The sequence below is a fragment of the Streptomyces sp. SAS_281 genome, from assembly GCF_052542855.1.
In genome coordinates, this window is record NZ_JBMNDO010000172.1 from 1 (window position 1) to 12,860 (window position 12,860).

Here is a 12,860-nt window from a genome sequence, read left to right on the forward strand (position 1 = left end):
CCGGCGGCACGCCGTGCGCGGCAGGCCGCCGGCCACAGATCAGTTACTGCTGAGAGCGGCCTGGACGGTCTCCATGAACTGCTTGGGGCTCATGCTTCCGTTGACGAGGCCCGCGGCGTTGGTCTGGCTGACCGTGGTCGCCTTGGTGCTGAAGAGCGCCTCGAACCACAGGACGTTCTGCTTGGACGAGCTGATCGTCTTGCGGACGGTGCTGGTGACTGCGTTGGCGTCCTTGACCGGAGTGTTGACCTTGAAGCCGGAGATCGAGCCGTTGTCCTTCAGTGCGGTGCTGCCGTAGTTCTTGGTGATGCAGCTGACCCAGGCGTCCGTCTTCTTGTCGAAGTGCTTGGAGTTGAGCGCGATGGCCAGGCCCACGTTGGACGGGTACTGGTCGACGGACCCGGCTCCGCCCTTGACAGCCGGGAAGGGCATGAACCCGACGTTCTCGGCGCCGACCTTGTTCTGCTTCGGGTCGGAGATGTTGGCCAGGGCCCAGCTGCCCATGTAGAACATGGCGGACTTGCCGGTGAGGAACTGGTTCATCGCGGTGTCGTAGTCGATGGAGCCGACACCCTTGCCGAAGTACCCCTTCTTCCCCAGGGCAGCGATCTCTTCAGCCGCCTTGACGTACTCGGGATCGGTCAGCTGGGCGTTGCCGAGGTCGACGGCGTCGAGCGCGTCGGGGCCGAGGCTGCGGTACAGGTAGCCGCTGATGAGGCGGGTGAGCGGCCAGCCCTGGGCGCCGGAGGCGGAAAACGGCTGGATGCCCTTGGAGTTCAGCTTGCCCGCAGCGGCCACCAGCTCGTCCCAGGTGCCGGGGACCGCGATGCCGTTCTCCTTGAAGAGCTTCTTGTTGTAGAAGATTCCCTCGATGTTGTACTCGTAGGGCAGCACCTGCAGCTTGCCGCCGTAGAGCGCCTTGATCGTGGAAACAGCGGCCGGTTCGAGCTGGTCGGCCACGCCGAGTCGCTCCAGTTCGACGTCGAGGTCGGCGACATGGCCCGACTTGGCGAGTTGCTTGGTCAGGGCGGGGGCGTTGCCGGCGGCGAACTGGCTGGGCAGGGCCTTCTGGCCGGCGAGCAGCTGCAGCTTCTGGTCGAGCTGCGACTGCGGCACGGTTTCGACCTTGAGGGGCAGAGCGTCGTTCTCCGCCTTGCAGGAGCCCTTGGAGAGGGTGGTCAGTGCCGCACGGGTGGTGGTGTTCTCCGTCACGCTGAGGTACTTGAAGTCCTTGGGTGCAGCGGAAGCGCCGCCGCCGCTTCCGCCGCAGGCGGTGGCGAGTACGGCCAGGGACGTGACACCGGCCGAGAAGAGGGTCAGTCGCGCGCGGCGAGCGCGGATCATGCGGTGGGGCACTGGTGACTCCCAGAGAGGGTGCGAGAAGAGAGAGGGCGACGAGACAGACGCCGGGTGGCCGAAGCGCCACGACGGAACGGAGATTTGTAGAACGTTCTCCATCCGGGTTCGGCAACACCTTGACCCCATCCGACTGGCATCGTCAAGACACAGACGCGTAACATCGCCGTGCGGCAGCCGACCGGATGACATGTCTCTGGGGTCGCTGCCGTAGAACGTTGCACTAGAGTCGAGGAGATCCGGTTCCCTTGTCCGCGAGCAGTTCGCCCAAGAACCCCAAGCGGGTGACGATCACCGACGTGGCCCGCCATGTCGGCGTCTCGACCGCGGCCGTGTCCAAGGTCATGCGCAATGCCTACGGCGTGAGTCCGGCGATGCAGGAGCGCGTTCGGACCGCCATGGAAGAGCTGGGTTACCGCCCCCATGCCGCTGCCCGCGGCATGCGCGGCCGCACGTACACGATCGGAGTGCTGCTCGACAACGTACGGAACGCCTTCTTCGCCGACATCCTCGACGGCATCCGTGACGCGCTGAAGGAAAGCGAATACACCGTGCTGATCGGAGCGGCCGGATTCGGGGCGGATGAGCAGTCGCGCACGATCCGGTCGATGGTGGATCGCCAGATGGACGGCTTGATCCTCATCGCTCCGGGGACGCCGCGGGCCGAGGTACTGGCCACGGCAGCCGCCACACCCACGGTGGTCATCGGCCACCATGACACGTCCGACGTGCATGATTCGGTCGTCGACGCTGACGATCTCGGCGCGGGCTTGGTCGTGGATCACCTCGTTTCGCTCGGGCACGAGGACATCGCGCTGGTTTCGGCCGCTGGCAGCAAGACCGGCCGTTGGCAGCGGCCCCCCGAGATCGCACTGACCGACGGGTATCTTCAGGCCATGGACCGCCACGGTCTCGCCGACCGCGCGCGCGTGCATCACGCCGCCTACTCCGACGACGGCGGCCACGCTGCCGGGCTGGCGCTGCTGTCCGGCACCCAACGGCCCACAGCCGTCCTCACCGGAGCCGACGTCGCGGCACTGGGCGTCTACCGCGCCGCCGACGACTTGGGCCTGTCCGTCCCCGACGACGTTTCGCTCGTGGGCTACAACAACACCGCGATCGCCTCGCTCGCTCCCGTCCAGCTCACCAGCGTCGACCAAGCCGGTCATGACATGGGAGCGACAGCGGCCAGGATGCTGATCGAGCGGGTCGAAGGACGACGCGACCGCGCCATGCGGACCACGATGACTCCGCGGCTGGTCGTGCGACGGAGCACCGCCACGCCGCAAGGCTCCTAGACAACGCTTCCCAGAGCCGGCGCGCTCCCCGCGTATGGGCGGCGGCCACGCGACGTGGGGAACGGAGGACAGCACCGCGGGCATGGAAACGCTCCGGAAAGGCGAGGACGTAGAAGAGCCCATGCCTGGGCATCCGCCCGCGCACGACGTCGCCCGAGTTGGGACATCTTCGACTATGCGCACCAGTGAGAGGCCTGCCCACCCCTTGCGTCATCGAAGTCCGGGATGGATTCGATCCACCCCGTGGATGGCTTCCCGGTGGCAGCTAAGCTGCGGCGCTCACCCGTCCGAGTCGGCGATCCGTCGGCCGACCCTGGCCGCGGTTTCGCGCAACCAGATGTGCGCGGCGTCGTGGGTATGGACGGGGTGCCACCAGAGAGCTTCGCGCAGCGGGACGGCTTCGTAGGGAGGATCGAGCACCCGTACAGGGGCGAGAGGTGCGAGAAGCCTGGCCAGGCGGGCCTGGATCAGGGCAATGCGGCGGGTGCCGGCGACGAGGGCTGGCAGGGCATGGAAGCTGTCCACGGAGACCTCGACGTGCGGTTCGATGCCCAGCATGCCCAATTGCCGTACGGCGGGGGCGTCGTAGGTGCGCTGATAGGTGACCCAGGGAAGTCGTGCCAGGTCCTGTCGGGTGAGCCGGTCCTCGACGCTGGGGTGATGCTCGGAGACGACGAACACCCATCGGTCGTCGTAGAGGTCGGTGGCGGGAAAGTCGCTGATGACGCCGTGGGGCATGAGCAGTCCGTCGGTGGCGCTGAGCAGGCTGGTGGTGTCATCGACGACGGTGATGGGGGTGCGGGTGAAACGCAGCCGGATGCCCGGCGCCTCCTCGTGGATGACGCGGGCGAGCTCGACTCCGAAGACGTCGACGGCGTAATCGGAGGCGACGATGCGGAACTCCCGCGTCTCGGTCGCGGGGTCGAAGGCCGCCTGGCTGGCGAAGAGCCGTTCGAGCACGTCGTAGGCCGTGGCGGTGCGGTCCAGGAGAACCTGGCCGAGGGCGGTGAGCTCGTACTGACTTCCGACGCGCGAGAGGAGTTCGTCGCCGAAGTGCCGGCGAAGCCGCGCCAGAGCAGCACTCATCGCCGGCTGGCTGAGTCCGACGCGCAGTCCGGCTCTCGTCACGTTGCGCTCCTCAAGGAGGGCACGGAGTGCAACGACGAGGTTGAGGTCGAGGCTTGCCAAGTTCACGTCGCATGTCCTTGTCCGGAGGGATGAAGCATCAACTATTCGTGAAGCAGATGGTAGCGATCCATAGAATCGATTTCCCTGATTGCGTCTGCGGGTCCAGATTAGGTCCATCGCAATCGGGAGGACATGTCGGTGAAACCTGAAACAGCTAATGAGCTCTTCTCCGGGCCTTTCGCGCTCGGCACGCTTTCGACAGACGACGGCACGGCTTTTCCCGCTCTCGTCGACCGCGCAGGACAGGTTCTCGACCTGCGGGCGGCCCTCGCCGACCCGGCCCTGACCGTGCGGGCACTGCTGGAACGATGGCAGACGGCACTCCCGCGGCTGCGGGACCTCGCCGTCGAAACGGGTCTCTCCCGCCGGCCTCTGTCGGAGTTCCGTGTGCTCGCGCCCGTCGAGCCGCGACAGATCTTCCAGTCCGGTGCCAACTACCGCCAGCACGTCATCGATCTGCACGTCGCGCACCGGGACCCGTCCGACGAACGTTCCGATGAGGAGGCGCGCGCCGAGGCTGCCGAGATCATGGACCGGCGGGCCGCCCAGGACCTTCCGTACATGTTCATCGGTCTGCCGAGCTCGGTCACCGGCCCCTACGACGACGTCACGCTTCCCCAGTGGGCGACGAAGCCGGACTGGGAGCTGGAGCTCGCCGCGGTCATCGGCCGTCCGGCCCACCGGGTGTCGCCCGCCGAAGCGCTGGAGTACGTGGCCGGCTACACCATCGCGAACGACCTGACCGACCGGGCGACCGTGTTCCGCAGGGACATGCCGCAGATCGGAACCGACTGGCTGCGCAGCAAGAACGCCCCCGGCTTCACGCCGCTCGGGCCGTGGATCGTGCCGGCCGAGTCCGTCGGTGCCACCAGTGACCTGCAGCTGACCCTGAAACTCAACGGCGAGGTCATGCAGGACGAGTCGACCAAGGACATGATCTTCGACGTGGCGCGCATTGTGTCGTACGCCTCCCAGAGCGCCCGGCTTCTGCCGGGGGACCTCGTGCTCACCGGTTCCCCGGCGGGCAACGGCATGCACTGGGGCCGGCTGCTGCGCGACGGCGACGTCATGGACGCGTCCGTCACCGGCCTCGGTGCCCAGCGCACCCGCTGCATCGCGGAGGAAGCGTGAACCGTACCGATCCCGCCGGCGCGATCGCCGCAGCGGCCCATGAATGCTCGAACTGGGGCCGCTGGGGTGAGGACGACCGCCTGGGCACCGTGAACTTCCTCGACGAGGGCAAGCGCCGGGAAGGCGCCGCTCTCATCCGCCGGGGGGTGAGCTTCTCGCTGTCCCAGCGTTTCGACATCGACGGACCGCAGAAAGGCTGGCGCCGCCGTACCAACCCGGTCCACACCATGCTCGACACCGGAACGGACGCCGCCCTGGGCAACCAGGGCCTCCCCCATGGCATCGGCGGCGCCGACGACGTGATCGCCATGCCGCTGCAGTGCTCCACGCAGTGGGACGGGCTCGGCCACATCTTCGACCACGGCAAGGCGTGGAACGGTCGTCCCGCGGAGCAGGTCGTGACCTCCGACGGCGACCAGGTGACCGGCATCGAGCACCTGGCCCCGCACGTGGCGGGACGCGCCGTCCTCCTCGACATCGGCCGCACCATCGGCGAGGACGGCGAACTGCCCGACGGTTTCGCGATCACCGAGGAGCACCTGACGGCCGCCGCCGACGCCCGTGGTGTCAGCGTCGGGCGCGGGGACATCGTCCTCGTACGCACCGGCCAGCTCACGCGGGTACGCCGGGAAGGGTGGGGCGACTACGCGGGTGGTACCGCCCCTGGACTGTCGTTCACCACCGCGTCGTGGCTGCATAGCAGCGAGATCGCCGCGATCGCGACCGACACCTGGGGCTTCGAGGTGCGGCCCAACGAGTTCGACCACGCCTTCCAGCCGCTTCACCAGGTCGCCATCCCGCACATCGGTCTGCTGATCGGCGAGATGTGGGACCTCGACGCCCTCGCCGAGGACTGCGCGGCCGACGGTGTGTACGAGTTCTGGCTGACCGCCGCTCCCCTGCCCATCACCGGCGCCGTCGGCTCCCCCGTCAATCCCGTCGCCGTCAAGTAGTCCCGGGGCCAACAGCCCGAGGAACAAGGGAGTTCCCCCATGAGCACACCCCGCAAGGTCTTGGTCGTCGGCGGCGGCGCTGCCGGCAATGCCGCCACGATCCTGCTGCGCCGCGCCGGAATCGACGTCGACCTCGTCGAAGCGAAGGACGACTGGAACGCCACCGCAGGCTCCGGCATCACCCTCCAGGGCAACGCACTGCGCGTCCTGCGCGAACTCGGCGTCTGGGAGGAGGTGAAGACGTCCGGTTTCCCGTTCGGGTCCGTCGGGATCACCGCACCCGACGGCACCGTGCTGCACGTCCAGCGCGACCTGCGCACCGGTGGCGACGACCTGCCCGCCACCCTCGGCATGCAGCGCCCCCGGCTCCAGCAGATCCTCATCGACGCCGTCCGCGCGAGCGGCGCGACCGTGCGGCTGGGCACGACCGCCGCGGTCCTGAACCAGGACGCTTCCGGGGTCACCGTCCAGCTCAGTGACGGCAGCGAACACCGTTACGACCTGGTGATCGCCGCCGACGGCCTCGGCTCCGCCACCCGCGCGCAGATCGGCATCGCCGAAAAGCCCGAACCTACCGGCATGGCCATCTGGCGCGTCGCCGCACCCCGGCCCGCCGGGGTCCAGCACACCGACCTCGCCTACGGCGGCCCGGCGTTCATCGCCGGCTACTGCCCGACCAGCGAGACCACGCTCTACGCGTACGTGGTTGAGAAGAACCGCGACCGCGCCTCCATACCGGTCGAGTCGTACGCGCAGGAGATGGTGCGCCTCGCATCGACGTACGGAGGTGCCTGGCCGGAGATCACCGCGACGATCACCGACCCGTCGAAGGTCAACTACACCTGGTTCGACCGGCTGCTCGTCGAAGGAGCCTGGCACCGGGGACGTGTCGTGCTGGTCGGGGACGCCGCGCACTGCTGTCCGCCCACGCTGGCGCAGGGCGCGGCACTGTCGCTGGAGGACGCCTGGGTCCTGGCCCAGATGCTCACAGCCACGGACGTCTGGGACGACGGGCTGCTCCAGGGCTACTACGAGCGGCGGATCGCACGTGTCCGTCCGGTCGTGGAGGCATCGGTGCAGATCGGCCAGTGGCAGCTCGACGGCGTCCGGGACGCCGATGTCCCCGGTCTGATGGCCCGCACGATGACGATGCTGCGGGAGCTGCCGTGACCGCGCCCACCGTGGACGTGCACGCCCACGTCCTGCTGCCGGAGATCGAGGCGCTCGTCGCGGGTCTTCCCGGACACGGCGATGCCAGGGCACTGGACGCCCGCCGCAACGGGCCCGAAGCACTCGCCGTCAGCGGCCCCATGGTCCGCGACCGGATCCCGGCCCTGACCGATCCCGCCGTCCGGCTCGCCCGGATGGACACCCAGGGCGTCGACGTCCAGCTCGTCAGCCCCTCGCCCTCCCACTACCACTACTGGGCCGACGCGGACACAGCCGAGAAGGTCTACCGGCTGGCCAACGAGGCGACCGCCACGCACTGTGCGGCGGCGCCGGACCGGCTGCGGGGCCTGGGGCTCGTCCCTCTGCAGCACCCCGGGCTGGCCGTACCCGCCCTGGACCACGCCCTGGAGCAGGGGCTCTCAGGAGTGGAGATCTCCAGCCACGCGCCCGGCCGGGAGCTGTCGGACCCGGCCTACGAACCGTTGTGGGCGCGCGCCGAGGAGACGGGTGCGGTCGTGTTCCTCCACCCGTTCGGCTGCACGCTCGACGAACGCCTCGACCGGTGGTACCTGTCCAACACCGTCGGGCAGCCCACCGAGAACGCCGTTGCCCTCTCGCACCTGATCTTCTCCGGCGTCCTCGACCGCCACCCCGGTCTGAAGATCGTCGCGGCTCACGGCGGCGGCTACCTGCCCACCCACATCGGGCGCAGCGACCACGCATGGCGGGCGCGGACGGACGCGTCGGCCGGCTGCGCCGAGCCGCCCAGCAGCTATCTGCGGCGCCTGTACTTCGACTCGCTCGTGCACGACCCGGCCGTACTGCGGTCGCTGGTGAATGCGGCGGGAGCGGACCGGGTGCTGCTCGGTTCCGACTTCCCCTTCGACATGGGGTCCGAAGACCCCCTGGGCGCGCTGCGCGCGGCAGCCCTGTCCGAGGGCGACTTCGACGCCGTCCGTGGCGCCAACGCCGCCGCCCTGCTCAACCTGTCCCCCGCCTGAGGAGGTACCCCATGACGAACAACCGCTTGCTGACCCATCTGCGGCACGTCGACCTCGCCGTGCCCGACTACGACAAGCAGCTCGACTTCTACGCCGGGGTGTGGGGCCTGACCAAGGTCGCCGAGGACTCCGGCATCTCCTTCCTGGCCGCCGAGGGCAGCCCCGAACAGTACGTCGTGCGGCTGCGCAAGGCCGACGAGAAGCGCCTCGACCTCGTCTCCTACGGTGCTGCGAGCCCGGCCGACGTGGACACGCTCGCCGAGCAGCTCCTGGCCGGGGGCGTGCAGCTGATCTCGCGGCCCGGTTCGGTCGATACGCCGGGCGGCGGCTACGGATTCCGGTTCTTCGACGTCGACGGGCGCACCATCGAGGTCTCCGCCGACGTGGCGGTCCGCGAGCACCGCAAGATCGAGGAGAAGGAGTCGATCCCGGTCAAGCTCTCCCACGTCGTGCTCAACTCGCCCGACCTCGACCGGACTCGTGCCTGGTACGAGCAGCACCTCGGCTTCCGACTGTCGGACACACTGAGCTCGCCCCACATGGGTGAGGTCATGCACTTCATGCGGATCAGCTCGCAGCACCACTCCATGGCGCTGGCGAAGGGCCCGCACACCGCGCTGCACCATGTCTCCTTCGAGATGCGCGGTATCGACGAGTACATGCGCGGCACGGGCCGGGTCCTGCGGGCCGGCCACACGAAGCTCTGGGGGCCGGGCCGGCACATGGCCGGTGACAACACCTTTACGTACTTCCTCGACCCGCACGGCAACACCGTCGAGTACACCACCGAGCTGGAGAACCTCGACGAGGACACCTGGCACCCCCACGTCTACGACTTCTCCCAGCCCGAAGTCACCGACCAGTGGGGCACCGCCAACCCGATGAACGAACTCGTCGCGAAGGAGTCGTTCAACGACCCCGACCGCGGCTGCTTCCTCGCCCCGCCGGTCTAGCCTCCGGCCACCAGATACCCGGGGACGCGACCGGCACAGGTCTGCCCGGACCTCTACCGCCGCGTTCCCGGCCCCGGCCCACGGGCCCGGGCCGTCAACGGGCCGTCTCCCCACACCGTGCGGCCCGGTCCCGTGTCCCCCCGTTCCTCCATATGGGAGCCGCACCATGCGCTTCGCCGCTTACGCATACCGGCACCGGAACCGTGTAGCCGTCGTCGAGGAAGACGGCACGCTGTTCCCGCTGCCCGGCGTCACCTCACTGACGGATCTGATCCGCGACACCGACGGCCTGCCCGGCCTTCTCGCCGCCGGAGCCGAGGCCCTGGACGTGCCGCCCGGACCACACGCCTCCGAGGTCCGGCTGCTCCCGCCGCTCCAGCCTTCGTCCGTAAGGGACTTCGTCACCTTCGAGGAGCATGTCGAGGGGGTACGCCGCTCCGTCAGCGGCGAGTCCGGAGTACCCGCCCAGTGGTACGAGGCGCCGACCTTCTACTTCACCAACCCGCAGGCCGTATTCGGCCCGCACGACGACGTTCCCGTGCCGCCTGGCTCGTCGGCGTTCGACTTCGAGCTGGAGGTGGCGGCGGTCATCGGCCGCGAGGGCCAGGACCTGACGCCGGAGCAGGCTCGGGAGCACATCGTCGGCTACACCGTGTTCAACGACTGGTCCGCGCGGGACCTGCAGTCCGCCGAGATGCAGGTCGGTCTCGGCCCGTGCAAGGGCAAGGACTCCGCCACCACCCTCGGCCCCTATCTGGTGACCGCCGACGAGTTGGATCCCTACCGCGACGCCGACGGTTTCCTGCGTCTGGCCCTGACGGCCGAGGTCAACGGCGACCGGGTGGGCAGCGACCTACTGTCCAACATGAGCTGGACATTCGAGGAGATGGCCGCCTACGCCTCACGCGGCACCCGGATCGTCGCCGGCGACGTCCTGGGCTCCGGCACGTGCGGCAACGGCGGTTGCCTCGCCGAACTGTGGGGCCGCAACGGCGAGCAGGTCCCGCCGCCTCTGAGGCCCGGCGACACCGTCACCCTCACCGTGGAAGCCCTCGGGTCTCTCACCACCCGTGTGGTCTCCGGCACCGAGCCCATAGCCCTGCCAAAGGGCCGTCGCCGCAACCGGGAACGTCCGTGAACGGCGGACGCCTGACAGGCAAGGTTGTCGTCGTCACCGGCGCCGCCCGGGGCCAGGGCGCCGCCGAGGTGGTGGCCCTGGAGCTTGAAGGTGCCACGGTCATTGCCACGGATGTGAGCAGTGCGGAGGGTGTCCGGAGGCTCGACGTAACCCGGGCCGACGACTGGGCGGCTTTGGCCGGCTTCCTCCGCGACACCTACGGAGCGGTCCACGGCCTGGTCAACAACGCCGGCATCACCTGGCGGGCCCGGCTCAACGAGGTCACCGCCGAGGACATGAGCCGCGTCCACGCCGTCAACGTCAACGGCCCGCTCCTCGGGATGCAGCACTTGGCCCCGCTGATGCCGCCTGGGTCCTCCGTCGTGAACGTCGGCTCTTCGGCCGCGCTGACCGCCCACTATCCGGTGGCGTACACGACGAGCAAGTGGGCGCTGCGCGGACTGTCGAAGGCCGCCGCCCTGGAGCTCGGCCCGCGGGGGATCCGGGTCAACACCATCCATCCCGGGTTCATCGAGACCGAAATGACGGCCTCCGCTGCTCCCGCCTTCCGGGAGAGCAACATTCGCGAGACCCCCCTGGGCCGTGTGGGAGCCGTCGAGGAGGTCACGCCGCTGGTGGTGTTCCTGCTCGCCGACGAGTCGTCCTTCATCACCGGCGCGGAGATCCCGGTCGACGGCGGCCTCACCTCGCACGGCGGAGTGAAGTCGGTGTCCGACGCCCTCCTCGACGGGACAGGCCGGTGAAGCGGCTGGAGGGCAAGGTCGCCCTGATCTCGGGCACCGCCCGCGGACTGGGGAAGGCCGCGGCTCTCCACTTCGCCGCTGAGGGCGCTCTGGTCGTCGGCGGCGATCTACTGCACGACGAGGCAGTGGAGACGCAGCGGCAGATCGGCCGCGAGGGCGGCACCGCCCTCACTCCGGGCCCCTTGGACGTCACCAGGCCCGATTCCGTCGGGAACTGGGTGGCGGAGGCGGCGGAGGCGTTCGGCGGCGTGGATATCGTCCTCACCAGCGCCGACTCGGTGCGGTGCGGATCCCTGACTGAGCAGCCCGGTGCCGCCGTCCTCTCCGAACCGGATGCGGTGCGGCTCGTAGCCCGTGTCGCGTGGCCTCATCTGACCCGCAGCCGCGGATGCGTCGTCGCCATCGCTCCAGTGGGCGGGGTCAGGAACACGCTGTCCCACCACCGCACCTCTTCCGCCGCAGGGGAAGGGGTATGTGCACTGACCCGCCGGCTCGCCACCGAGGGCTTCCCGCATGGCATCCGAGCCAACTGCATCAGTCCGGGCCCGGCCGATGCCGAGGGTTCTCGCGAGGACCTGCTGGGTGCGGCCCATCCCCGAATCGGCGCGGCCCGGCACACCCTTCCCGGAACCCCTCGGGACATCGCCCGGATCGCGGCCTTCCTCACCTCCGAGGAAGCCTCCTGCGTCTCCGGCGCCCATCTCGTCTTCGACGGCGGCTGGTCCTCCGTGCTGCCCGGCCCCCTCACCTGAAAGGACACCCGGAACCGTGGACAAGGTCATCCGGAAACCTGCCGACGCCGTCGCCGACATCCCCGACGGTGCCTCACTCGCCGTCGGCGGTTTCGGGCTCAACGGCATCCCCGAGACCCTGATCCGTGCGCTGTACGCCCAAGGTGCGACCCGCCTGCGGGTCGTCTCCAACAACTGTGGCGTCGACGACCGCGGCCTCGGCATCCTGCTGGCGGCGCGGCGCATCTGCCGAGTCACCGGCTCCTACGTCGGCGAGAACAAGGAGTTCGCCCGCCAGTACCTGAGCGGAGAGCTCGAAGTCGAACTCGTCCCCCAGGGCACACTCGCCGAACGGCTCCGCGCCGGCGGCTGCGGCATTCCCGCCTTCTACACCCCAGCCGGTGTCGGCACCCAGGTCGCCAACGGCGGCCTTCCCTGGAGGTACGCCCCCGACGGCGCCATCGCCGTCGCCTCGCCCGTCAAGGAGACCCGGGAGTACGAGGGCCGGACCCACGTCCTGGAGCACGCAATCACCACCGACTTCGCCTTGGTACGGGCCTGGCGGGGCGACCGGCACGGCAATCTCGTCTTCCGCCGCGCCTCCGCCAACTTCAACCCGCTCGCTGCCATGGCCGGGCGCATCACCGTCGCCGAGGTCGAGGAACTCGTCGAACCCGGCAGCCTGGACCCTGACGAGGTGCACCTCCCCGGCGTCTTCGTCCAGCGCGTCGTACCCCTGACCACCGCCCAAGCGGCCGACAAGCTCATCGAGAAGAGGACGGTGCGCGCCTGATGGCCTGGACCCGCAACCAGATGGCAGCGCGAGCCGCTGCCGAACTGACGGACGGCTCGTACGTCAACCTCGGCATCGGCCTGCCCACCCTCATCCCCGCCCACGTTCCGGCGGGTGTGCACGTAGTGCTGCACTCCGAGAACGGCATCCTCGGCACTGGCCCCTACCCCGAGGAACACGAGGTCGACCCTGACCTCATCAACGCCGGCAAGGAGACCGTCACCGTCCTGCCCGGTGCCTCGTTCTTCGACTCCGCCCTCTCCTTCGGCATGATCCGCGGGGGACACATCGATACCGCCGTCCTCGGCGCCATGCAGGTTTCCGCCACCGGTGATCTGGCGAACTGGATGATCCCGGGGAAGATGGTCAAGGGGATGGGCGGCGACATGGACCTCGTCCATGGCG

General features: G+C 69.2%; 13 protein-coding genes. 11 read left to right on the plus strand and 2 right to left on the minus strand.

Features of this window, described 5'->3' with window-relative positions:
• Positions 1-39 precede the first annotated feature (39 nt).
• The gene (locus ACN6LM_RS35700) at positions 40-1,356 is read right to left on the minus strand and encodes an ABC transporter substrate-binding protein (protein ID WP_445069585.1); all 1,317 of its coding nucleotides are present in this window, start codon (positions 1,354-1,356) and stop codon (positions 40-42) included.
• A gap of 284 nt (positions 1,357-1,640) precedes the next feature.
• On the opposite strand from ACN6LM_RS35700, the gene ACN6LM_RS35705 reads away from it, so the two are divergent.
• Complete coding sequence (locus tag ACN6LM_RS35705; RefSeq protein WP_445069586.1) at positions 1,641-2,654, plus strand: LacI family DNA-binding transcriptional regulator; 1,014 nt, start codon at positions 1,641-1,643, stop codon at positions 2,652-2,654.
• Between the two features lie 279 nt (positions 2,655-2,933).
• Here the strand turns inward: ACN6LM_RS35705 and ACN6LM_RS35710 are convergent, their stop codons facing one another.
• Positions 2,934-3,848 carry a LysR family transcriptional regulator gene (locus tag ACN6LM_RS35710; RefSeq protein WP_445069587.1) on the minus strand — a complete coding sequence of 305 codons (915 nt, stop codon included), beginning with the start codon at positions 3,846-3,848 and terminating at the stop codon, positions 2,934-2,936.
• A gap of 126 nt (positions 3,849-3,974) precedes the next feature.
• Between ACN6LM_RS35710 and ACN6LM_RS35715 the strand changes: the two genes are divergently transcribed.
• The 10 genes from ACN6LM_RS35715 to ACN6LM_RS35760 all read left to right on the plus strand — a co-directional run.
• The gene (locus ACN6LM_RS35715) at positions 3,975-4,973 is read left to right on the plus strand and encodes a fumarylacetoacetate hydrolase family protein (RefSeq protein ID WP_445069588.1); all 999 of its coding nucleotides are present in this window, start codon (positions 3,975-3,977) and stop codon (positions 4,971-4,973) included.
• Entirely contained in the window at positions 4,970-5,926 is a 957-nt protein-coding gene (locus tag ACN6LM_RS35720; RefSeq protein WP_445069589.1) for a cyclase family protein, read from the plus strand. Before ACN6LM_RS35715 ends, ACN6LM_RS35720 begins: the two co-directional genes overlap by 4 nt.
• A gap of 39 nt (positions 5,927-5,965) precedes the next feature.
• Positions 5,966-7,096, plus strand: a complete 1,131-nt coding sequence (locus tag ACN6LM_RS35725) for an FAD-dependent oxidoreductase (protein WP_445069590.1) — start codon at positions 5,966-5,968, stop codon at positions 7,094-7,096.
• Positions 7,093-8,097 (plus strand): amidohydrolase family protein, encoded by a 1,005-nt coding sequence (locus ACN6LM_RS35730; protein WP_445069591.1) that lies wholly within the window; start codon positions 7,093-7,095, stop codon positions 8,095-8,097. The genes ACN6LM_RS35725 and ACN6LM_RS35730 overlap by 4 nt, the downstream gene beginning before the upstream one ends.
• 11 nt (positions 8,098-8,108) lie before the next feature.
• Entirely contained in the window at positions 8,109-9,050 is a 942-nt protein-coding gene (locus ACN6LM_RS35735; protein ID WP_445069592.1) for a VOC family protein, read from the plus strand.
• 166 nt (positions 9,051-9,216) lie between these two features.
• Complete coding sequence (locus tag ACN6LM_RS35740; RefSeq protein ID WP_445069593.1) at positions 9,217-10,188, plus strand: fumarylacetoacetate hydrolase family protein; 972 nt, start codon at positions 9,217-9,219, stop codon at positions 10,186-10,188.
• Positions 10,185-10,931: an SDR family NAD(P)-dependent oxidoreductase gene (locus ACN6LM_RS35745; protein ID WP_445069594.1), complete on the plus strand. Its 747-nt coding sequence runs from the start codon at positions 10,185-10,187 to the stop codon at positions 10,929-10,931. Before ACN6LM_RS35740 ends, ACN6LM_RS35745 begins: the two co-directional genes overlap by 4 nt.
• Positions 10,928-11,683, plus strand: coding sequence for an SDR family NAD(P)-dependent oxidoreductase (locus ACN6LM_RS35750; RefSeq protein WP_445069595.1), 756 nt, complete (start codon positions 10,928-10,930; stop codon positions 11,681-11,683). The genes ACN6LM_RS35745 and ACN6LM_RS35750 overlap by 4 nt, the downstream gene beginning before the upstream one ends.
• A 16-nt stretch (positions 11,684-11,699) precedes the next feature.
• Positions 11,700-12,455 carry a CoA transferase subunit A gene (locus ACN6LM_RS35755; protein ID WP_445069596.1) on the plus strand — a complete coding sequence of 252 codons (756 nt, stop codon included), beginning with the start codon at positions 11,700-11,702 and terminating at the stop codon, positions 12,453-12,455.
• Positions 12,455-12,860, plus strand: a 406-nt coding sequence (locus tag ACN6LM_RS35760) for a CoA-transferase (protein WP_445069597.1), incomplete at its 3' end; no start/stop codon positions are given. The genes ACN6LM_RS35755 and ACN6LM_RS35760, both read left to right, overlap by 1 nt.

Coding starts and splice junctions, on each gene's coding strand:
- ACN6LM_RS35715 (WP_445069588.1), top strand. CDS start 3,975: ATGTCGGTGAAACCTGAAACAGCTAATGAGCTCTTCTCCGGGCCTTTC.
- ACN6LM_RS35725 (WP_445069590.1), top strand. CDS start 5,966: ATGAGCACACCCCGCAAGGTCTTGGTCGTCGGCGGCGGCGCTGCCGGC.
- ACN6LM_RS35735 (WP_445069592.1), top strand. CDS start 8,109: ATGACGAACAACCGCTTGCTGACCCATCTGCGGCACGTCGACCTCGCC.
- ACN6LM_RS35740 (WP_445069593.1), top strand. CDS start 9,217: ATGCGCTTCGCCGCTTACGCATACCGGCACCGGAACCGTGTAGCCGTC.